Source organism: Synechococcus sp. R5-13, from assembly GCF_047462015.1.
Classification (GTDB): domain Bacteria; phylum Cyanobacteriota; class Cyanobacteriia; order Thermostichales; family Thermostichaceae; genus Thermostichus.
This window is the reverse complement of sequence record NZ_JANSIL010000090.1, coordinates 1-20,287: the sequence shown is the minus strand read 5'-3', so window position 1 is coordinate 20,287 and position 20,287 is coordinate 1. Positions and strand designations below refer to the sequence as shown.

At 59.3% G+C, this 20,287-nt stretch carries 24 protein-coding genes, 1 tRNA gene and 1 pseudogene; 9 read left to right on the top strand and 17 right to left on the bottom strand.

Annotated features, from left to right (window positions below):
• The 4 genes from NW840_RS07555 to NW840_RS07540 all read right to left on the bottom strand — a co-directional run.
• A partial coding sequence (locus NW840_RS07555; RefSeq protein ID WP_414343438.1) for a low molecular weight protein-tyrosine-phosphatase occupies positions 1 to 453 on the bottom strand: 453 nt, incomplete at its 3' end.
• Positions 454 to 773: 320 nt separating this feature from the next.
• Complete coding sequence (gene aat, locus NW840_RS07550; protein WP_414343440.1) at positions 774 to 1,352, bottom strand: leucyl/phenylalanyl-tRNA--protein transferase; 579 nt, start codon at positions 1,350 to 1,352, stop codon at positions 774 to 776.
• 17 nt (positions 1,353 to 1,369) lie between these two features.
• The gene (locus NW840_RS07545) at positions 1,370 to 1,822 is read right to left on the bottom strand and encodes a hypothetical protein (RefSeq protein ID WP_414343436.1); all 453 of its coding nucleotides are present in this window, start codon (positions 1,820 to 1,822) and stop codon (positions 1,370 to 1,372) included.
• An 82-nt stretch (positions 1,823 to 1,904) separates the two neighbouring features.
• Entirely contained in the window at positions 1,905 to 2,168 is a 264-nt protein-coding gene (locus NW840_RS07540; RefSeq protein ID WP_414343434.1) for a hypothetical protein, read from the bottom strand.
• 80 nt (positions 2,169 to 2,248) lie between these two features.
• Here NW840_RS07540 and purN point away from each other — a divergent pair, with 80 nt between their 5' ends.
• Positions 2,249 to 2,911 carry a phosphoribosylglycinamide formyltransferase gene (gene purN, locus NW840_RS07535; protein WP_414343433.1) on the top strand — a complete coding sequence of 221 codons (663 nt, stop codon included), beginning with the start codon at positions 2,249 to 2,251 and terminating at the stop codon, positions 2,909 to 2,911.
• 26 nt (positions 2,912 to 2,937) lie between these two features.
• Positions 2,938 to 3,741 (top strand): PIN domain-containing protein, encoded by an 804-nt coding sequence (locus tag NW840_RS07530; RefSeq protein WP_414343432.1) that lies wholly within the window; start codon positions 2,938 to 2,940, stop codon positions 3,739 to 3,741.
• Positions 3,742 to 3,750: 9 nt separating this feature from the next.
• On the opposite strand, the gene NW840_RS07525 is transcribed toward NW840_RS07530, so the two are convergent.
• From NW840_RS07525 to mrdA, 5 genes are all read right to left on the bottom strand, one after another.
• Positions 3,751 to 4,632 carry a hypothetical protein gene (locus NW840_RS07525; protein WP_414343430.1) on the bottom strand — a complete coding sequence of 294 codons (882 nt, stop codon included), beginning with the start codon at positions 4,630 to 4,632 and terminating at the stop codon, positions 3,751 to 3,753.
• 282 nt (positions 4,633 to 4,914) lie between these two features.
• Complete coding sequence (locus tag NW840_RS07520) at positions 4,915 to 5,562, bottom strand: hypothetical protein (protein ID WP_414343429.1); 648 nt, start codon at positions 5,560 to 5,562, stop codon at positions 4,915 to 4,917.
• Between the two features lie 25 nt (positions 5,563 to 5,587).
• Positions 5,588 to 6,721: a threonine-phosphate decarboxylase CobD gene (gene cobD / locus NW840_RS07515; protein ID WP_414343427.1), complete on the bottom strand. Its 1,134-nt coding sequence runs from the start codon at positions 6,719 to 6,721 to the stop codon at positions 5,588 to 5,590.
• A gap of 35 nt (positions 6,722 to 6,756) precedes the next feature.
• A complete protein-coding gene (locus NW840_RS07510; protein WP_414332065.1) occupies positions 6,757 to 7,062 on the bottom strand; it encodes an HU family DNA-binding protein in 306 nt (101 codons plus the stop codon).
• Positions 7,063 to 7,377: 315 nt separating this feature from the next.
• Positions 7,378 to 9,279 carry a penicillin-binding protein 2 gene (gene mrdA, locus NW840_RS07505; protein WP_414343426.1) on the bottom strand — a complete coding sequence of 634 codons (1,902 nt, stop codon included), beginning with the start codon at positions 9,277 to 9,279 and terminating at the stop codon, positions 7,378 to 7,380.
• Between the two features lie 125 nt (positions 9,280 to 9,404).
• Here mrdA and NW840_RS07500 point away from each other — a divergent pair, with 125 nt between their 5' ends.
• Positions 9,405 to 10,673, top strand: a complete 1,269-nt coding sequence (locus NW840_RS07500) for a lipopolysaccharide biosynthesis protein (protein WP_414343424.1) — start codon at positions 9,405 to 9,407, stop codon at positions 10,671 to 10,673.
• Here the strand turns inward: NW840_RS07500 and NW840_RS07495 are convergent.
• Together NW840_RS07495 and NW840_RS07490 are read right to left on the bottom strand one after the other, a co-directional pair.
• Positions 10,660 to 11,025, bottom strand: a complete 366-nt coding sequence (locus NW840_RS07495) for an FHA domain-containing protein (protein WP_414343422.1) — start codon at positions 11,023 to 11,025, stop codon at positions 10,660 to 10,662. The two genes, NW840_RS07500 and NW840_RS07495, sit on opposite strands and share 14 nt — an antisense overlap.
• 117 nt (positions 11,026 to 11,142) lie before the next feature.
• Positions 11,143 to 11,979 carry an SDR family oxidoreductase gene (locus NW840_RS07490; RefSeq protein ID WP_414343420.1) on the bottom strand — a complete coding sequence of 279 codons (837 nt, stop codon included), beginning with the start codon at positions 11,977 to 11,979 and terminating at the stop codon, positions 11,143 to 11,145.
• Between the two features lie 117 nt (positions 11,980 to 12,096).
• Between NW840_RS07490 and NW840_RS07485 the strand changes: the two genes are divergently transcribed.
• Complete coding sequence (locus tag NW840_RS07485) at positions 12,097 to 12,588, top strand: YajQ family cyclic di-GMP-binding protein (protein ID WP_011432526.1); 492 nt, start codon at positions 12,097 to 12,099, stop codon at positions 12,586 to 12,588.
• Between the two features lie 187 nt (positions 12,589 to 12,775).
• Here the strand turns inward: NW840_RS07485 and hemW are convergent, their stop codons facing one another.
• Positions 12,776 to 13,993: a radical SAM family heme chaperone HemW gene (gene hemW, locus NW840_RS07480; RefSeq protein WP_414343418.1), complete on the bottom strand. Its 1,218-nt coding sequence runs from the start codon at positions 13,991 to 13,993 to the stop codon at positions 12,776 to 12,778.
• A gap of 68 nt (positions 13,994 to 14,061) precedes the next feature.
• On the opposite strand from hemW, the gene hisH reads away from it, so the two are divergent.
• The 3 genes from hisH to NW840_RS07465 are packed head-to-tail and all read left to right on the top strand — an operon-like array spanning position 14,062 to position 15,405.
• Positions 14,062 to 14,718: an imidazole glycerol phosphate synthase subunit HisH gene (hisH, locus tag NW840_RS07475; protein ID WP_414343416.1), complete on the top strand. Its 657-nt coding sequence runs from the start codon at positions 14,062 to 14,064 to the stop codon at positions 14,716 to 14,718.
• A 6-nt stretch (positions 14,719 to 14,724) separates the two neighbouring features.
• Positions 14,725 to 15,198 carry an EVE domain-containing protein gene (locus NW840_RS07470; RefSeq protein ID WP_414343414.1) on the top strand — a complete coding sequence of 158 codons (474 nt, stop codon included), beginning with the start codon at positions 14,725 to 14,727 and terminating at the stop codon, positions 15,196 to 15,198.
• On the top strand, positions 15,199 to 15,405 hold the full coding sequence (locus tag NW840_RS07465; RefSeq protein WP_414343413.1) for a pentapeptide repeat-containing protein: 207 nt from the start codon (positions 15,199 to 15,201) through the stop codon (positions 15,403 to 15,405).
• Positions 15,406 to 15,427: 22 nt separating this feature from the next.
• On the opposite strand, the gene surE is transcribed toward NW840_RS07465, so the two are convergent.
• On the bottom strand, positions 15,428 to 16,207 hold the full coding sequence (gene surE / locus NW840_RS07460; RefSeq protein WP_414343411.1) for a 5'/3'-nucleotidase SurE: 780 nt from the start codon (positions 16,205 to 16,207) through the stop codon (positions 15,428 to 15,430).
• A gap of 416 nt (positions 16,208 to 16,623) precedes the next feature.
• Between surE and NW840_RS07455 the strand changes: the two genes are divergently transcribed.
• Together NW840_RS07455 and NW840_RS07450 are read left to right on the top strand one after the other, a co-directional pair.
• The gene (locus NW840_RS07455; protein ID WP_011432518.1) at positions 16,624 to 17,289 is read left to right on the top strand and encodes a Crp/Fnr family transcriptional regulator; all 666 of its coding nucleotides are present in this window, start codon (positions 16,624 to 16,626) and stop codon (positions 17,287 to 17,289) included.
• A 30-nt stretch (positions 17,290 to 17,319) separates the two neighbouring features.
• Positions 17,320 to 18,237: an alpha/beta fold hydrolase gene (locus NW840_RS07450; RefSeq protein ID WP_414343410.1), complete on the top strand. Its 918-nt coding sequence runs from the start codon at positions 17,320 to 17,322 to the stop codon at positions 18,235 to 18,237.
• Here NW840_RS07450 and NW840_RS07445 read toward each other — a convergent pair.
• From NW840_RS07445 to NW840_RS07430, 4 genes and pseudogenes are all read right to left on the bottom strand, one after another.
• A complete protein-coding gene (locus NW840_RS07445; protein WP_414343408.1) occupies positions 18,165 to 18,776 on the bottom strand; it encodes a Ycf51 family protein in 612 nt (203 codons plus the stop codon). The two genes, NW840_RS07450 and NW840_RS07445, sit on opposite strands and share 73 nt — an antisense overlap.
• 216 nt (positions 18,777 to 18,992) lie before the next feature.
• Positions 18,993 to 19,072, bottom strand: a tRNA-Leu gene (locus tag NW840_RS07440).
• 58 nt (positions 19,073 to 19,130) lie between these two features.
• Positions 19,131 to 19,538, bottom strand: coding sequence for a hypothetical protein (locus NW840_RS07435; protein WP_414343407.1), 408 nt, complete (start codon positions 19,536 to 19,538; stop codon positions 19,131 to 19,133).
• A gap of 159 nt (positions 19,539 to 19,697) precedes the next feature.
• Positions 19,698 to 20,287: pseudogene (locus NW840_RS07430) on the bottom strand (hypothetical protein); the annotation flags it as partial.

Sequence of the window (20,287 nt, the reverse complement as noted above, 5' to 3'; positions counted from 1 at the left end):
TTCCAGCAAGCCGCTACAGGCATCCCAGAGCAGCTCGATCACGTAATGGAATCCAGCCTCACCCCCGTAGTAGGGATCCGGAACTTCTTCGTCAGAATGGGAGCGGCAATAGCTGCACATCAGGCGCACTTTCTCGGCATATTTTCCCTGGGGATCCAAGCTGAGAATGTCGCGGTAATTTTGTCGATCCATAGCCAGGATCAGGTCAAACTCGCGCAGGTCGGCAGGTCGAATCTGGCGGGCCTTGCCTTGTAGCTCTAGGCCATAGCATCGGGCTGCTTGTTGCATGCGCCTATCTGGGGGGCTGCCGATGTGATAGGCTGCCGTACCTGCTGAGTCGCAGATAATTGCTTCCTTATGGCCGCTGCTGCGCAAAAGGTGATTGGTGATGCCCTCAGCAGTGGGAGAGCGACAGATGTTACCCAGACAGACAAACAGAAGCTTTTGGCTCATGACAATCTCAACAACAGTAGAGAACTCCTCTCACCTTATAACAATGCCCATCTAATCTAATGGTTCTTTGGTCTGAGCATAATAGTTCTTCGTTCTGAGCGCAGAAGAGCACAGACGGCAACGAACGGTGTTTGCGAGCCAGTCTCATCTGCCACTGACGGGAACAGAGCGGATCCCATGTGCTGGCCCACCACGGGATGTATTCGCTCACAGCAGCAGAGTGGAGTCCTCCCTCATTTTCCACCAAGTTTCCCACCAAGAGCCGCTGCAATGATCTAACAGCAGCTATTGGGAAGCCTGTCGCTTTGAGCATCACAGGTCTAATCGAACCGACAAGGGATCCCCAGGCATTGCTGCAGCAGCTTCAGGTATTCTTGTCCCTCCATGAGAAAGGCACCAAAACGGGCCAGGTGCGGGTTCATCAACTGAGCGTCGAATAGGCGAAAGCCCCGCTCCCGTAAGTGCTCCACCAACTTCACCAAGGCCACCTTCGAGCCGTTGGGAATGCGGTAGAACATGGACTCGCCGATAAATGCCGCCCCAAGGGCAATACCCAGGATCCCGCCTGCCAAGGTCTCTCCCTGCCAGGTTTCAAAGCTGTGGGCAAAGCCAGACCGGTGCAGAGCTGCGTAAATCTGCTTCAGCTCAGGGCTGATCCAGGTTTGGGGACGAGCGGCACAGCCCTCTACCACCTGCTCAAAAGCGCAGTTCAGCCGCACCTGAAAGCGACCGCTGCGCACCAAGGGCCGCAACGAACGGGGGCAGTGAAATCGCTCATCGAGGGGGATCACCGCGTGCTGGTCGGTGCCGTACCAAGCCAGGGATCCCGTCTCTTCGTCGGCCATCAGAAAGTAGCCTTGGGCATAGCCTGCCAGAATGGTGGCCAGATCCACCTGCATCGCCTCAGTTGCGCTCCTCAAGATTGCCATTCTGGAGAGAGACTGGCAAAGTCTCCCCCATTGGCCCTGGGGTGGCAATCCACACAGCCGCTCACCCGCACAGGAGTGGGAAACTCCACTTGCAGATGCAAAGCGCGGAAATAGCGGGAATCTGCCAAGCGATAGGGCACCTGTTCCCCTTGTCGCAGGGGCCGGGAGTTGGGCCGCAAATAGCCCCAGGCCAGTTGTAAAGCCACACCGCTCAGGGGCTGGATCTGCTGGCCATAGTGGTTGGGATCCTGCAGCAGCCGTCGCCAGGTTTCGGTGGGCAACACTTGGGCGGGCAACGCCACATGGCAACTGCCACAACTGCGCACATATTGAGCCTGCTCCAGTTGGGCTTGAGTCAGGCTCTGCTGCGCTTGTGCCCCCAGGTTCTGGGCCGATCCCGCCAGCAGGGATCCCATAAACCCGGACAGGATGACTACCATGCTCCAGATCCAAAACCGCCGGCGTCGTCGTTGCAAAGGAGCCATGCTCTCACACCCACTGCCCATGCTTTCCCACTCTAGATCAGGTGGCCGCTCGCCACAGTGGGACGGAGTCCATAAGATCCGGCCTCAATTGTTGGGATCGGCTGGGTCTACGCTCAATGGCGCGGGTGCGCTCGTCAAAGCGGTCTAGGGCTTCTCGAAAATACTGGCCCAGCATTGCTTGACCTTCTCGAATTTCGGCAATCAACACCTCGTGATTCTGAACAACTCGGTTCAAAGCTTCCAAACCTTGGGACAGGCTGGCTGCGGTTTGAATCGACAAGCTTTCCTGCTCAGGGGTCATCTTGCTCTTGCTCCTGGGGATCGCCCTTGCGGTGGGATAGTTCATAATAGCGGGGCTGCAGACTTTCCCGCCAAGCGCTCATGAACCTACCCAGCTTACTCTGGCCGGATCCCGACGGGATCCCAGTGCCCTCTCAACCGGGGATCCTCGGCATTTTGGCTTCCGGCAATGGCAGCAATTTCGAAGCTATTGCCCAAGCCATTGAGGCTGGGGAACTGCAGGCCCAGATTGCTGTGGTCATCACCAACAATCCCAAAGCTTATGTGCGGCAGCGGGCCCAAAAGCGAGGGATCCCTTGCGTCTTGCTCGACCACCGAGACTACCCCTGTCGCGAAGACCTGGATGCAGCTATCCTCCAAGTGCTCTGGCAGCATCACGTGGAATGGGTGATCATGGCCGGGTGGATGCGCCTGGTTACCCAGGTGTTGTTGTCTGCCTACCCGGATCGCGTCTTGAACCTGCATCCCAGCCTGCTGCCCAGCTTCAAGGGCCTGCGTGCCGTCGAACAAGCCCTGAAGTGCGGTGTGAAAATCGCCGGCTGCACCGTTCATCGGGTCACCCTGGAAATGGACAGTGGCCCCATCGTGGCCCAAGCAGCCGTGCCGGTTCTGCCCGAAGATACCGTGGAATCCCTTTACCGGCGCATCCAGGCCCAGGAGCACCGCCTCTACCCGCTGGCCATCCGCCTCTGCCTGGCAGAGGGATCCCTGCTACCCAAGTCTTCGGGGAAGCTACACAATTGAGGTTAAGTCCAGCGCTGGCATGTTCTATGGCCGAGATCCCGCCTCTCCTCGTCTTCGATAGCCCGGTGATCCTGGCCGGTCGTCTGGCTCTATGGCAAGAGTGGGCTCGATTTGGGGTGTGTGTGCTGCCACAGGCAGTGATGGCCGAGTTGGAACGCCTGACCCGGCAGGCCATTGATCCCCAGGAAGAGTCGACAGCCCGCGAGTTTTTGCGCCACTGGCCCAGCCTGGGGTTTGCCGTCTCAGAAGCCCGTGCCTTGGTGGGTGGCGCCGGTGCCGGCGATCAGTCCATGAGGGTACGCTTGGAAGAAGCGATTGCCGAATGCGCCTATGCCCTGGCCCAGCAGCAGCCGGGAACGCTGGTGGTTTTGGTCAGCAACGACCGGCCTTTGGTGGGGCGAATTCAGGGTCTGGGTCTCAACAACCTCTGTGCCATCTCTCTGGCAGAGCTGAACCGGTGGATGCGTCAGCAGCAGCGCCCTCAGGCTGTGGTTATGGCTTTGAATCGGTTACCAGGGCCACCCATTCCTGCCGCCCAGTTGACGTCCTCTACCCTCGCTCCACCTGCCCGTCCCTTGAGTTCCTCTCCAGCTTCCGGGAACCCCCCCGCCCAGGCGCGGCAGCGGTCTGGAGCTGCTCAGGTGGGGCCGAGCACAGCCCGCCTCTGGCCCTTTTTGAAAAGCCTACAGAATGCCCTTGCGTTGTTGCTGGCCCTGGTTTTCCTCTCGGCAACCGGGTTGCTGGCCTGGCGCCTGCTCGATCCAGAAGGAAGTGAAGGGATCTGGCAGCGGCTACCTCTCTCTCGGATCCCTTGGATTCGGGATCTGTAGTCCTCAAAGCTACTGCTCAGCAATTGTAACGTTAAAGCCCTTATTTTTCAGGGTTTCCGCATGATAGCGGGCATATTCCAGTTGTTCAAATGCTGCCAACTGCACAAACTTCTGGCCATTCACATCTTTGACAAAGGCCCCATCAGAAACTTCTCGAGCACGTGCCAAGCTCTCATCTCCCGAGTAGGTAGTGAGCACCAAGAAGGTTCCCTCGCCGCGGTTCGGCCCCAGAGAGTCTACGCTGTTGTCGCTTAGGGGCACCACGTTCTGGGATCCCGCAGAAGTAGGCGATGAAGGTTGGGATGGGCGCTCCAGGCTGGCTGCCAACTGCTCCACCGTTTGCAAGCTGGGGGGAGAGGGTTCCTTGGAAGCCAAGGCCAAGTCGGTCTGCAGACTGTCCAGCAGGTTAGGAACGCCTTGAAGAGGATCCACCTGCAAGTCCTTCCAGTCTGGGGTGGCCGCCAAGCCCAGGGACAACCGACCGGGATCCAAGCCACCGAAATAGAACTCCTCTCCCACCTGCCCTTCCACCGGTTCCAGTGGGATCAGGGGCAACTGGGCCAGATCCACCTGGGCAGGGATCCCTTCTTCCGCCCTGCTGGCAGCACTTTGGGGCAGGGACAGTTCTTCCGGCCAGATCAGCCAGCGCACCCCAAAGCCAATCCCCGCGCAGGAAAGCACCCACAGCAGCAAGACCCAGAGGGGCGAAAAGGCCCCGGAAGGCCGCGGCATCTCTTCCTCTTCCAAGTCTTCCACCACCTCTTGAATGAGCACAGGTGAAGGGCGCTGTACAGAGCTGGTATTCCCAAGCTGACCTGCTCGTGGGGGCGGGACAGAGTCCATGCGCTGCAAACGCTGCCAGAGGCGAAATCGCTCCAGTTCTTTCAGCACATCCAAATGCAGGTGGCTCAGCGCCTCCTGAAGAGCAAGTTGAGGAACTGGATGTGAATGGGACTGCTGTGCCGGAGACAGGGGTTGGGTAGGGTCTGGGGGAAGCGGAGAAGGACTCATAGACAGCCCACACTCAACTTGATGTAAAGTCGGAGAGCAAACAATGCCGATCCACTGTTACAGCCGGGAACAGCTTAACAGGAGAAACCACCTTAGGAACAAGGATTGCCAGCGCTCTATACCCTGCCATAAATCACCATGCCATAAGGCTATGGCAGTCTTCTAGGGCTTTGCCTCCAGATAGAGGGCACGCACATCTGCCGGCAGGTTCTGAAGCAAGATCTGGCGGGCAGAGGCAACGATGGCATCCACATCTTCTGGAGCAAGGTAGTATCCGTCAGCCTTGAGTTGGTCGGCAATGCGAACCGGTGACCAGCCAAACCGATCCCGCAGCAGCAGAATGAAGCGCAGATCTCCCGGCAGGGTATCCAAACCGGCGGTCAAATAACAGGCCAGTGCCGGTGAAAGAGAGGACTTTGCCCCGCCTCTGGTGGAGTTGAGGCCGTGAGAAGCTTGAGGGTGGGTGGGGATCCCGTCCAAGGATTGGATCAGCTCACGGGTTTGCTCCGCCAGCCAGGGTCGCAGCACAGGATCCCCTTCTCCCACAAGGCTGTGGACATCTAGGCGCTGCAGGCGCGGGTAAAGCCGCAACCAAACCTGCTCTCGATAGGCAGCCCACTGCTCGGGCGGCAGATGTTCGGCAAGGATCCCGTCCACCCACTGGCAGTAGCGGCAAAACAGGCTGATGAAGTAGCGGGCCACCTCCGGCTGCCGTTGAAAGGCCCGCAGCAACTCCAGATCGCTGTAATGGGCCACCCCCCGCACGATAGGGGCGTTGCATTCCGGCCAAAAGGCGGTAGCTTCGGGCATGAGAATTTCTCCCGCAGAAAAATCCCTAGCTATTCTCCAGGATCTCCCGGCAGGCGGATAACAACTGCTCCTGCTCCGGCAGGGTGCGCAGGCCAATGCGCAGGTAGCGATCTCCCAGCTCGGGAAAACTCAGGCAATCCCGCACCAGAATCCGGTGCCGCTGCAGCAGCGCCCGCTGAATTTGCGTGGCAGAGCCAGGGCAGCGCACCAACACAAAATTGGCTTGACCAGGCCAGGGATCCCAGCCGGGCAGCGCTTGCAAACCCCTGAGCAAATGCTCTCGGGCCACGGGCAGCCAGGCGAAGGTGCGCCGGCGAAAGTCTTCATCGGCCAAAGCTGCCGCCACTGCCACTCCCGCCAATCCGTTGACGCTCCAGGGATCCCGCCACTGTCGCCAGCGCTGCCAGTGATCCGGGTGCCCCACCGCAAAGCCAATGCGCAAGCCGGGCAGGGTGAAGAACTTGGTGAGGGAACGGATGACGATGGTGTTGGGGTGAGCCGCCAGGTGGGGGATCAAGGTTTGGCTGCGGGGCATTGCCGACGGGCTGGAGTTTAAGCTCAGGGTGGGCTCCCCCGGCAAAAAGTCCATAAAAGCCTCGTCCACCACCACCCGGTCGAACTGGGGCAGGAGAGGCAGGATATCTTGCTGCGGGATCAGCCAGCCCGTCGGGTTATGAGGGTTGTTCAGCCAGAGCACCCGGTTTCCCTTGCCTGCCACCGGAAGGGGTTCCTGCAGAAGGGTAAAACCGGCGGATCCCTGGCCGGGGAAAAAAGGCAGCGGCTTGATGGTCGCCCCTGCTGCCCGCAGAGCCCGCGCATAATCCCCAAAAGCAGGCTGGGGCAGCCATACCTCCCGCCCTTGCGCATCCCGGGCTGCCCAGGTGAGCAACTCCGCTGCCCCATTGCCCACAAAGATCCACTCAGGATCGACGGCCCAATGGTTGGCCAAACAGATGCGCAAGTCCCGATAGTCGGGATCCGGGTAGCGGCTGATTACAACCGGGTCTGCTGCAGACAGCGCCTGAGTCAGAGCTTGCAAGACCGATTCCGGTGGGCCCAGCGGATTCAAGCTGGCCGAAAAATCCAGAATCTCCTGGGGAGAGCAGCCAGCGATTGCTGCTCCCCAAGCCCAATTGCCACCATGTCGAGGCTGCTCCACGCCCTACCCAGCAGCCGAGTCCCAACCCGGCGAAATTAAGATTTCCCCCCTGCTACTGCTTCGCGGAATGACTTGCCCGCCGTAAAAGTGGGGACGATGCTCTCTGGGATCACCATTTTTTGGTTGGTTTTCGGGTTGCGACCTTCCCGCTCTTTGCGCTTGCGAGCCTCAAAGGAGCCGAAGCCCACCAGGGTCACCTTCCCCTTGGGTTCACCGTTTTCATCGCGGGATGCGACCTCTTCGACAATGATCTCCAGTGCGGCGGAAATGACAGCCTCCGCTTCTTTTTTGGTTACATTGGCGCGATGAGCGACGGCATCAACAAGTTCTGCCTTGTTCATCCTGATCTCCTTTTGAGTTAGGCAATAAAGTTAGAGCGTTCCCTGGATCGCGGATTCGCTCAGGCGTTGCAGAGCGGCCACGGCCCAGAGTGTTCTCAGTGTGTGGGAGCGGGGCTTGCCCTGCAATGCGCCAAGGCGCCACTGGCGCGAATGGCAGGATTGTGGCAGTTGAGCTCCAAATCACTGACATATTCTACAGCTAAGTTAGGGCAGAAGCCTGCTGGGCAAGGGGTTTTAGGGGATCTTAACGCAATTTTCTGGGAGACAAGAGACTGCATATACCCAGTTGGCTCGGATCCGACAGAAAGCTAGGGCTCACGACTCGGGTCGGAAGTAGGCCCGCATCACCTCTCGAAAGATGGGAGAGGCCCGTGATCCACCCCCACCGCCGCTGTTTTCCAGAAAGACCACGACCACCAATTCGGGCCGGTCGTAGGGAGCATAGCCAACATACCAAGCGTGGGATCGCCGCGGCGGATCCTCTGCGGTGCCGGTTTTACCAGCCGTTGGGGGAAATCCTGGCCCCAGGTTGGCGTTGCCGCCAGTGCCGTAAACCACGACATCTCGCAGCCCCTGCTGCAGGATCTCCAGGGTGGCAGGGGAAAGACCTACCTTTTGGCGCAGCGGCACAGGGCTTTCCGGGATCACCTGGTGCGAGAGCAAGGGGCGCACCCGCCAGCCCCCATTGGCCACTGCCGCCGTTACCACCGCCATTTGCAGCGGCGTAGCGGTAATAAATCCCTGGCCGATGGACATGTTGACCGTGTCGCCCACATACCAGGGCTCGCGCCAGTGGCGCTGCTTCCACTCAGCATCCGGCACCAGACCCGCGGCTTCCCCTTTGAGGCCAATCCCGGTCAGTTGTCCCAACCCAAAGCGGCGCGACCATTCTTGCAAAGGGGCAGCCTTGGTGCCGAGGGCGATTTGGTAGAAAAAGGTGTCGCTGCTGTAGGCCATCGCCTGCCGGTAGTTCAGCCGCCCGAAGCCGGCTCGGTTCCAGTCCCAAAAGCGCCACCCTCCCACCTGGATGTAGGGGCCGGTCTGCAGCACGGTGTTGGGGGGAAAGGCTCCCGACTCAATCCCGGCAGCGGTGGTGATGATTTTGTAGGTGCTGGCGGGGGGATAGGGCCGCAGGCCGCGGTTGAGGAAGGGAAAATCCTGCTGCTGCAGGCTCTCCCACTGGGCTTGGGTGATGCGGCTGGAAAAGAGGTTGGGATCAAAGGTGGGATAGCTGGCCATGGCCAGGATCGAGCCATCGCTGGGATCCATGGCGATCACCGCTCCTTTTTGCTGGCCGAGGGCTCGCTCTGCCGCCTGCTGCAGCCGCACATCCAAAGTGAGCTGCAGGGTGTTGCCCGGTTGGGGCGCTTGTTCCCCCAGCACCCGCAGCACCTCTCCCATGGCGTCCACCTCCACCTGTCGCCCGCCCCATTGGCCGCGCAGATGGTTCTCGAACAATTCCTCCACTCCCATCAGGCCGACAATATCCCCCAGGCGATAGCTAGGGTCGGCCCGCAGTTGCTCTAGGGGGATCTCGCCGGTATAGCCCAGCAGGTGAGCAGCCAAGTCGCCGTGGGGATAAAACCGCACCGTCTCCGCCTCCACCATCACCCCCGGCAGCTCGCGGCTCATCTCCTCCAGTTGAATGACCACCTGGGGGCTGGCGTTGCGCAGGATGCGCACGGGAAAAGGGGAACGATATCCAGCCTGTTCTAGCTTTTGGGCGATCTCCTCAGGGGCGATGTTCAAGTAGTCTGCCAACTTGGGGATCATCTCCTGCCAGCGCTGCCGCGACTGCACCAGAGGCCAGAGGAAGACCGAGTGGGACAATTGGCTGCCCGCCAGCAATACGCCGTTGCGATCCACAATGCGTCCGCGTTCTGGCGGCTGGGGCAACAGGCGAATGCGGTTGGTATCGGCCAGCTGGCGGTAATACTGGGTGCGCGCTAGCTGCAGGTAGGCCAGACGGGATCCCAGCCCTCCAAACAGCAGCAGACTGGTCAGCAAGAGCAAGACAACGGCCCGATAGCCCTGCCCCACCGTTTTGGCCGATGCGGATCCCAGCCAACGAGGACTACCGCCGTCCGGCGGGGGTGGGGGAAGCACCCGGCGAGGGGCAGGCGGCCTGGAATGGGGGGAGAACAGGGCTTTTGGATCCCGTCCGGTCAAGGTGTTGGGGCTTCGCGTGGCGTCGCTGACAGGGTAGAGTTTGGCCATGAACTTGCCAGAAGAATTGCAACCCATACACCCAAAATCAAGAGGAGATGCCCGCTCTTGGGCGGGCCCTCTCAGCATCCATCCAGTATCCCTGGCTCTGGCAAGCCTCGTCCAGGAGTGGCAGCGTGGATAGAGCAGAACAACAGCGGCTACGCCAGGCTGCCTGGCTGATGGTGGGCAATGGCCTGCGCCTGGGGTTGTCTGGGGCCTATTTCATCCTCTTGGCGCGGCTGTTGGGGCCGGAAGCCTTCGGGGTTTTCTCCGCCATCTTGGCCTGCAGCAACCTGGCCGCCCCGTTTGGCTATTTGGGCCAATCGGAACTGCTGATCCAGCGCCTCAGCCGGCAGGGATCCCTGACTTGCACCCAGGGGGTTGGCCCCAGCTTATGGCTGGCGGGATTGGGCTGTGGGGGGATGGCGCTGGTGTTGTGGCCCCTCTTGAGCGTTTGGCTGGCCGGGACGCCGGCAGCGGTGGTGGGGGTATTGCTCTTGAGCGATCTGCTGTTCGTCGCAGTGCCAGAGGTGTACAGAGGGATCCTGGTTGGGCGAGAGCAGGTTGCCGGCGTGGCCCTCATCGACACCGGCATGGCGCTGGGGCGATTGGGGGCAGTATTGCTGGCGGTGGCCTTGGGCTGGGGATCCCTGGCACAATGGGCCATTCTGTACAGCCTGATGGTGTTGGTCGTGCTGCTGCTGATTGCGGGGGGGATGGGACGGTGGAGCGAGCCTTCTCTCCCCTTGGCCCTGAGCTGGAGAGATCTGCGGGAACGGCTGACAGCGGGCTGGGACTTTGCGGTGGGGCTGGCCGCGGTGAAAACCTTCACCGATTTGGACAAGCTGCTCTTGCCCCGTTTGGCCTCAGCAGCAGCGGGGGGTCTTTACAGCGCTGCCTACCGGGTGATCAACTTCTCGCAAACGCCGATGATTGCTCTGCTCACCAGCCATTTTGCCGAGCTGTGCCGCCAAGGCCAAAAAGGACTCCCACAAGGCTGGCGCTACGCCTGGCAGCTTTTCCCTTGGGTGGTGGGCTACGGCAGTTTGGCCGCCCTGGGGCTGGCGCTGGGATCCTACGGGATCCCCTGGGTGCTGGGATCGGCTTACCGGGAAACGGCCCTCATCCTGCGTTGGCTCAGCCCGGTCATTTTGCTAGAGGGGATCCACCTTTTGCTGTCTCACCTGCTCACCGGGGCAGGGTTGCAAAAGCCCCGCAGCCGTCTGCAACTGATGGCTCTGGGGCTGAATGGGCTTTTGAATGCGGTTTGGATCCCAAGGTGGGGTTGGCAGGGGGCGGCCCTAGCGACCTTGCTGTCGGAGATGGCCTTGGTGCTGGCTTTGCTGCTGTTGATTGGGGGGCGATTGCACGCTCTGCAGAGATCTGGGCCTAGGGAGCCTTAACAATTTTGTAGGTGGCTTTGGCATCGGGGCCAAAGGTGATCACATCCCCCGACTTGAGCTGGTGGGTGGTCAATTTCTGGCCGTTGATCAACAAGCCATTGGTGCTGGGGCGACCTTCCAGATCCCCATCCAAAATGCGGTAGCAATATTCTCCCTCTCGCTCGGCGGGAATCCGCAGCAGCATGGCGTGGTAGCGGGAGGCGAACTGGGAGTTTAGACAGATGTCGTTCGCCAAGTCCCGACCGATGAAGTATTTGGCGGATCCCAGCACCTGGGTACGGCGGCCATCTCGGTCTTCCACGATCAAGATGTGCTGGTGGGTACCGGAAGGAGAAGGCACAGATTCAACCATACTTCCGCTGCCAATACCAGTGTTTAACGGTACCTCAAACTATACCCAAGTTTAGCCCTCTTCCTGCTGTTGCTGGGTCTGCAAAACCGCTTATTATCCAGCACCCAAGAACCTGACCTAGCGAGGAACATTCTGGAGCAGTGAGCCGACCCATCCGGGGAAGAGGGTGTAAGCTCCTACCGCCCATTGGGCCATGCCCACCACCACCTCTGACTTGGACTGGCGAGCGGCGTCCCAAATGGCTTCGGCAACTTCTTCCGGCTGGCTGGCCCAGAAACTCTCCAGCGCCTGTTGCATTTGCTCGCGGGCTTTGCCACCTGAGGTTTGGGAGTGGCCATCGGGAGAGGACTCTGGCCCCACCTCATCCAGAAAAATGGCTCGCTTGAGGAAATTGCTGCTGACGATGCCCGGATGGACGCCGATCACCTGGATCCCTTGGGGTTGCAGTTCCAGACGCAGCGCTTCTGTCAGCCCACTGACCGCGTACTTGCTGGCACAATAGGCGCTCATCTGGGGCAGGGGCATTTTGCCGCCAATGGATCCCACGTTGATGATCTGGCCTTTTTTGCGCTTCAACATGTCGGGGAGCACGGCTCGGATGGTGTGGAGGTAGCCCCAAAAGTTGACCGCCATCAAAGCCTGCCAGTGTTCCAGGGTAGTTTGCAAAAAAGGGCCACTCATGCAGATGCCGGCGTTGTTGATCAGGCAATCGATGCGGCCATAGCGTTCCAGAGTTCTCTCCACCAGGTTTTGCACCTGTTCTGGCTGCGTGACATCGGTGGGAACGGCCAAGACCTCGGCGTTGAGGCTTTGCTCTAGGTCGATGGCCGTTTGCTTCAGGGTTTCGGCAGTGCGGGCAGCCAGCGCCAATCGGTAACCCCCACGGGCAAAGGTAAAGGCAGTAGCTCTGCCGATGCCTTCAGAAGCGCCTGTAATTAAAACAACATCGGCCATCCTGCTTCTCCGTAAATCTGGACTGGGATCCCTCTACCTGTTGTAGCTTCTCCGAGAGTTAGGGATCCCTGCTTGGCTGAGGGCTTAAGATACTGAACGATAGCGAAGATAAGGTTTATGGCCTCTACCTACTCATTTGATATCGTCAGTGATTTCGATCGGCAGGAACTGGTGAACGCTGTAGATCAAGCCCGGCGGGAGATCAAACAGCGCTACGACCTCAAGGATACTCAGACGGAAATTGAGCTGGAGGAGGGATCCCTGACCATCACCACCGCCAACGACATGGCCCTCAACTCCATTCGGGATCTGCTCCTCACCAAAGCGGCCAAGCGGGGTCTATCCCTGAAGATCTTCGACTTTCAACCCCCAGAGAGCGCCGGCGGCAACCGAGTGCGCCAGGTGGTTCACCTGAAAAAGGGCATTGATGCCACGCTGGCCAAACAGATTGCCAAGCAAATCCGCGACAACTTTAAGAAGGTGCAGCCCGCCATTCAAGGGGATCTGGTGCGCGTTTCCGGCAAGGATAAAGACGAGCTACAGGCGGTCATTCAAATGCTTAGGCAGCAGGACTACCCGGTGGCGCTGCAATTTGTCAACTATCGATAGGGATCCTCTGGGCTTCCGTATCTTTCCCCTCAACCCCTCTTGCAAGATTAGAGATCTCAGGATCTGTGAAATGTTGGGTTTAATGGCTGCTGGAAATGGTGATGGCCTACGCTCCTCAAAGCTTGAGTTTTCGGCCAATTGGGATAGGGGGCTCTGGTGAGAAATCTTGTGAAAGTAACCGTCGGAATCAAGCCAGCAAGTCTCTGAGAATCTCATTGGAAAATAGCCAGCCATCGGGCGGAATCAGCCGTAGCCGGCCTGCCTCACAACTGGCCCATCCCTTCTCAAAATAGGGATCCAGCCTCTCCAAAGCTTGCTCGACCTTTGGGTGGCCAAAACGCTCCTGTAAATGGCACAAATCCAGACCTTCCTTTAGACGCAACCCCAACATCAAAGTATCCATCCAAACTTCCTCTGGGGATGCTTCAGGAGGGAGAGGGTGGACTCCGACTTTCACCTGCTCGAAGTAGTGGTAAAGGGTTTTGGGCTGCTGAATGCGCCGTCCCCCCTCGTAGCCGACGGATCCCATGCCAAAGCCAAAGTAAGGGCGATTTTCCCAGTACACTCGGTTGTGGCGACAGGCGTAGCCGGGGCGGGCAAAATTGGAGATTTCGTAGTGGATGTAGCCCGCTTCGGTGAGCAGCTCCCGCGCCATTAGGTACATGGCAACTGTGGTTTCCTCGCTGGGCAAAGGTGCTGCTCCCGGTCGGTACATCCGACCAAAGCGGGTTCCCGGTTCAATCGTCAGATCATAGACGGAGACATGGGTGGGGTTAATCTCAAGAACAGCTCGTAGAGACTGCTGCCAGTGTTCCAAAGTCTGGTAGGGCAGCCCAAAGATCAAATCCAGGTTGAAATTCTCAAAGCCCGCCGCCTGCAAGTCGGCCACGGCTTCGTAAACTTCCTCCACTCCATGCAGGCGACCACAAGCGGCCAGCAGCTCTGGCTGAAATGCCTGTACCCCTAGGCTGATGCGGTTGACCCCCAGCTCCCGGTAGCCCGCCAACTGCTCCCGCGTCAGGGTGCCGGGGTTGGCCTCCAGAGAAATCTCGCAGTCGGGATGAAACGGGATCCTCTCCCTCAATTGAGTCAAGATCCGCCCTAGTTGCTCCACCGTCAGCAGAGAAGGGGTGCCACCCCCGAAAAAAATGCTGGTCAACGGTCTGGGATCCCCGGCCAGATGGCGGTAGCGGTAGGCGCCGCCGATCTCCCGGCAGAGCATCTGCACGTAGGTTTCCATCAACTTGCGGGTGCCCAGGCCGGTGGCAAAATCACAGTAGTGGCAGCGTTGCCGACAAAAAGGGATGTGCAGGTAAGCCGCCTCAGGCCAATCAACCTGGTCGCGACAGGGTTGCGGAGCAGTACCGGTCGGAGTGGGATCGTGCGAAGCAATTGCCACAGCCATGAGTCAGCTCAAACGGGATAGAACCACTATACTGATAGACTCCGAAACTCCTCACGAGAAGGGATCCCATGGGGACTGTACGCCTGGCGGTGATCGACTATGAGGCGGGAAATCTGCATTCGGCTTGCAAAGGGCTGGAGCGGGCCGGAGCTGAGGTGCAGCTAGTAACAGAGCCAACTGGACTAGCGGCTTTTGACGGCATTGTCCTGCCCGGCGATGGGGCCTTTGACCCAGCCATGCAGCAGCTGCGGGCGCGGGGCTTTGGGAAAGCGATCCGGGAAGCTGTGGAGCGGCAACAGCCTTTTTTAGGCATTTGCCTTGGGCTGCAAGTTTTGTTCGAAAGCAGCGAAGAGGGAACAGAGCCAGGGCTGAGCATTGTGCCTGGACGGGTGCAGCGCTTTCGACCGGAGCCGGGCTTGCGTATCCCCCACATGGGCTGGAACCAGTTGCACCTTACCCAACCCCAATCGCCTCTTTGGGCAGGGATCCCGGATCAAAGCTGGGTTTACTTTGTCCACTCCTACCACGCAGTGCCCAATGACCCAAGCTGGGTGGCTGCTACCACCCAACACGGCAGCCAAACCTGTGTAGCCGCTATTGCCCGCGGCACCTTGTTTGCTACCCAATTTCACCCCGAAAAGTCGGGCCCTGTTGGCTTGCAGATGTTGCAAAACTTTGTCGAGTTTGCTGCCCGTTGCTCCCTTTTATCTGCTCCCAGAGCTTAGTGCCCCATGAACTACTGGCTGATGAAATCTGAGCCCAGCGTTTACAGCATCTGGGATCTGCAGCGGGAAGGCCAAACCCTCTGGGATAGCGTGCGCAACTACCAAGCCCGCAACTATCTAAAAGCCATGCAGGTGGGGGATCGCGCCTTTTTCTACCACTCCAACGCCAACCCTCCCGGCATAGCCGGCTTAATGGAGATCGTGGAAACCCAGGTGGTGGATCCCAGCCAATTCGACCCTGCCAGCCCCTACTATGATCCCAAATCTACCCGCGAGGATCCCCGCTGGCATACGGTGCGAGTGCGGTTTGTCTCAGCCTTTGGGCGATTGATCCCTTTGGCTGAATTGCGAGACACCTTCACCCCAGAGGAGCTGGAAGTAGTACGGCGGGGCACGCGACTGTCGGTCATGCCGGTTGCCGAAGGGGTGGCGAAACGATTGCTGGCGCTGACGGGAGTTTCTACGCAGTCTCCTCTATAGATGGGCGAGGCCAACCTGAGTGGGGCCAATTTGCGTGGCGCCGACCTAAGTGGGGCGGATCTAACGGGGGCGGATTTGCGAGGGGCCAATCTGTCGATGGACAACCTAAAGAGCGCTTTTCTGGAAGGGGCAATCTACAGTGCCAACACCCGCTTTCCCGCCGAGTTCGACCCAAAATTTGGAGGGGATGACATTGTTCGGCGCTGACCCCAGCTCACCGGCTTAAAATTCATGAGCCAAAAGCTGAGAGCCCCCAGCGCTGTAAGCTATCGAAGGCCGCGTAGGCCGTCAGATCCGGCTGCAGGGGCGTAATCGACACATAGCCCTCAGCAACCGCCCGCACATCCGAGCGGGGATCCACCCCCTCTTCCACCACCTCTCCTGCCAGCCAGTAGTAGGCCTTGCCGCGCGGATCCACCCGCTTCTCGTAGATATCGGTGTATTTGCGCCAGCCCAGAGGAGCTAGAACCATGCCGCGCATCTCGGCAGCCGACAATGGCGGCACATTCACATTCAACAGCATGGGCTCCCCCAAGGGCTTCAAGCTCAGTTTCTCCAGCAACGTCAGCACCACTTGCGCTGCCGGCTGAAAATCCTGATGGGTAAAGCTGGCCAGGCTCACCGCCAAACTGGGGATCCCTTCCAATAGCCCTTCCATTGCCGCCGAGACGGTGCCGGAGTAGAGCACATCCGTGCCCAGATTGGCTCCCTGATTGATGCCGGAAATCACCCAATCGGGAGGACGATCCAATAGCCCGTCCAGACCTAACTTGACACAGTCGGAAGGGGTGCCCGAACAGGCCCAGGCCTGCACTTCTGGAGGAAATCCCTCCCGCACCGGATCCACCCGCAGCGGCTTGTGCAACGTCAAGGCGTGGCCGGTGGCCGAGCGCTCCCGATCCGGACAGACCACCGTTACCTGGTGCCCCCCCAGCTGGGCCAGCGCTGCCGCCAAACACCGCACCCCTGCCGCCTGGATGCCATCGTCGTTGCTGATGAGAATATTCATCCCAGCCACCCCACACCCGCCCTTAGACATACACCAGTCTGACCCAATGATCTGCGCTGATCCCCCAGGTAGCCGAGTTCAGCGACGAAATCTGAAAATTTACGGCTTCTTGGGGTTATTATTGGACGTAGCCTTTTGAACAATATCAGTAGGAACACAATGTCACCCTATGAGGTCAAGTGCCATTATGAAGCTAAGGTAAAGTAAACCCTGCGGTTTCCTTCCTCTTTGTATTTGCCTTCTTGTGTGTATCTTGCTGTTTCTCCATCCCCATCTTCCTAAGACTCCGTCCCGTTGACGTGTAGGTGCTCCGCACCGCCGGCGCGAACGCGGAAGCGTTGCATAGCCTACAGCCGGGTAAAGCTGGAAAGTCTGTAAAACCCATCAGGTCGCTCGAGCGACAGGAAGTTGATCTCATGTCACTTGTTTCCATCACATCGGCAACAGAGGCTCAGGAATGGCGTGAGCTTTGCCAGTGGGCCGAGGAGCACTACCGCTGTCGCACCTTTCCCAAAGACGTGCGCATTCCCACTCGTCCGGGATTGGTGTACATCACCCAAGAGGGAGTGGTGCGCCTGGTCAGCCAAACTCCAGAGCGGCGGGAGGTCTTTGTTGGGTTCATCACGGCTGGATTTCCTTTTGAGCTGAGCAACCCAGAGCGCTTTGAGTTGAAAGCCTGCACCCACGCCGATCGCACCACGGTGATGTGGTTTTACTGGCAGGATCTGGAGCAGTGGCCCTATCTGCACCAGAAGATTCAGGAAAACTTCCGCCAGCAACTGCAACGGAAGCTGCTGTGGTTGGGAAATCTGGGCCAACGGCGCGCCATCGATCGCCTCAAGGGCTTCTTGAGCCTGTTGATCGAAGAGTATGGGCAGCCCTGTGAACAAGGGATGTATCTCCCCTGGCCCCTTACCCATGCCCAGATTGGGGATGCCATTGGGGCCACCCGCGTGACGGTGACTCGTCTTCTGGGATCCCTGCGTTCGAAAGGGTTTGTGCAGGTGCTGGATCAAAACTTAATTTGCATTCCCAACGGGGTAAAGCTCCAGCCCACTCCGAAGAAGGCGGCCAGCGCCTAACCCTGCTGTCTAGATGTTATCCAGAGTGTTATGCCTACAGCAGTCGGGAACTGCACTGCTGACGCGATGGGCCTGCAGCTCCACTACCGTACTTGGGGAAAAGGGATCCCCTCCCTCCCAATCTTGATGCTCCACGGCCATCCGGGCAATGCCGACTGCATGGCGGTATTTGCAGAGGCAGTGGCGGGAATGCACCCCTGTGTGGCGCCAGATCTGCGCGGCTATGGACGTTCGCAGGTGGTGGATCCCTTCGAGATGGAGGAGCACCTGGAGGATTTGGAATTACTGCTCAATCGCCTGGGCTGGCAGGCGTGTCTGGTGCTGGGCTGGTCTTTGGGCGGGATCCTGGCCCTGGAGTTGGCTTTGCGGCTGCCGCAGCGGGTAAAGGGTTTGGTCTTGGTGGCCAGTGCCGCCTGCCCCCGCAGCAACCATCCCCCCACCGATTTTTGGGATCAGGTCAACACCGGCGTTGCCTCGCTGCTCAACTGGCTTTGGCCCGGCTGGGAATGGAACATCGAGACCTTTGGCCGTCGCTCCCTTTACCGCTACCTGATGCAGCAACAGACCCCAACGGCCTATCGGTATTTGGCGCACATGGCCTTGCCCGCCTATCTGCACACCTCCCCCCAGGCTCGCCAAGCTCTGCGCGCCGCTTTGCAACGGGGCTACAACCGCGAGGGAGATCTGCACCGAATTCGCATCCCGGTACTGCTTATGGCCGGCGAGCGGGATCGCCACATCACCGCCAACAGCAGCCTGGCCACAGCCCGCTCCCTGCCCCACTGCACCTGCATTGTCTATCCCAACGTGGCTCATCTCTTTCCCTGGGAGATCCCCGACCGGGTGGGACAGGATCTGCGCCGCTGGCTCAGCGCTCAAGACTGGGCAAGTGGGATCCCGGTGGTTGGCTCTTCCGCTCCCTCTGCAGACAAGGCGGCAGAAGCCTGACCCTGGGCCAACTTCCGCAGCCGGGCAAAGGCCTCTTCCTCCAGATGGATCTGCTGCTGCTGTTGTTCTTCTGGGGTGCGCAGGCGCTTTCCCAACGGCTGTTGCAGCGTGCCCAAGAGCAACGGCTCGGAAACTCCCGGCTCGGGATGGATGACGGTGCGGGCCCGCAAGGTGAACACCGGCGAACCGGTGGAGAAGCGGCCCGGGGATCCCAAATCGCTGGCCGCCTGCTTCAGGGTGAGGATCAGTTGCTCTGGGGTGATATCCGGGCTGACAGCAATAACCGCTCGATCCGCCCCTTGGTCATAGACGGTGGTGTAGGGGGCAGCACCGGGAATGCGGGAGCGAAAGATCGGCCCCAAGCTGAGGGCAAAACATCCCGCTGTTAAAACCAGCGCAAACGCCGTGTAGCCCACCAGCGCAAACTTCAAGGGCCAATTGCGGATCCAGGCCAGCAGGGTGAGCACAGCCAGCAAGCCTGCTAGACCTAGCCCAATTTGGGTGGCAGAGGCAAAGAAAGATTCCAAAGTTGCATCCATGATTCCCCAGTTTAGCGGCTAGAGCTTCATCTCTAGGATGCAGGATGAGCCCGATTCTGGCTGCCCTATCTAAGGACTCCGTCCCGCTGGCACCCTGCTCCAGAAGGGCTTGGCTGGTTCTATCACCAAACCCCTGTGAGAAGAGGCAAGACGGATCAACCTACCAAACACAGAAAGCGGCGAGCCTTACAGCGCGTCACAGCAGACTAAAAATCATGGGCAAGGTCGGATTCGAACCGACACGGTTTCCCGCCGCATTTTGAGTGCGGTGCGTCTACCAGTTTCGCCACTCGCCCGACCTGGAACCATTATCCTACTGAACTGGCGAAACCTCGTCAACCAATCCTCCCAACCCTAGTTGCGGCGGTCTTTCTCCAGTTGCTGGGCCTTTTGCCGAAGCTGGCGGGTTTGCTCCATCACCTCCTCCAGATCCTCGTGGGATAGCCGCTCGACGTAGTTGATCTTGATCTCTTCCAGCAAGTCTTGCAGGAGAGAGCGAATTTCCTCCAAAGCGTGCTCCTGGCTGAGTTCCCGTGCCAAGACTTCACCAAACCGCTGCATCAGTTGCGCTGCCAGCTTGGAGCCAACGGGATCCTCGAAACTGCCCGTCAGGGTTTTGTAGGTGGTGGTGGTCAGCTCGTTGGCCAGGCGCTCCGTCAGTTGGCCAGGCAGGGATCCCAGGCCGGGAAGCTGTTCTAGAGTTTGCATGGCAGGCAACTGCTTGAGCAGGCCATCCAGGTTGTAGCGGAGCAGTTGTTGCAATTCCGGTTGCACCTGGAGCAAAACGCGGTAGAGAACAATGCGAAAAACCAGGTTGGCAATCGCCTCCAGCTCGTTGGTGTTGTTGATATCAATGTAGTCGCGCTGGGTACGCGCTGCCGGCAGCAGGGGCAGGGATCCCCGCTGAATGGATACCTGGATTTAGTTAATCACCCGCACAACAATGACTTCCGTCAGATCCTCGGCGAAGTTGGTAACAAAGCCCTGGCTCACCTGGGCGCGTACCCGCTCCAGATCCAGCAACTGTGCTTGTCCCAGCCGGATGGTGACGGGGATCACCCGCAGCCAGCGCCAAAAGGGCAGCAGCAGCACATCGTACCAACGCCAGAGCATAGCATCCAGCCAATTGACGCCGGTGTAGCGACGGCTGATGGCCACCGTGCGCAGCAAAAATTCCAGCCCAAACAGAAGCACGAAGGGAAAATCCAGCACCGGGAAAAAGTCAACAGGGTTACCGCTCTCACCAATGGGGCGGAAATAGTTGGTCTCAAAGAGGGGGCGCAGCCGGGTCTGGAAAAATTCAATTCCATCTGCGGGATCGGCGCTGGCCAAGTACTCAGCAGTCCAAAAGCGGGCAAAGGCGGCTCTGGCAGAGTCGGCTTCTGGGATGTGCTCCCGCATCAAATTGAGGATACGCACAAACTGGCCAGTTTTGTTGGCGCCGTAAACTACCCGGCTCCGACCGCTAAGCGGTACGGAGCGGGCTTTCAGTAGCCCTGAGCCTGTTCTGC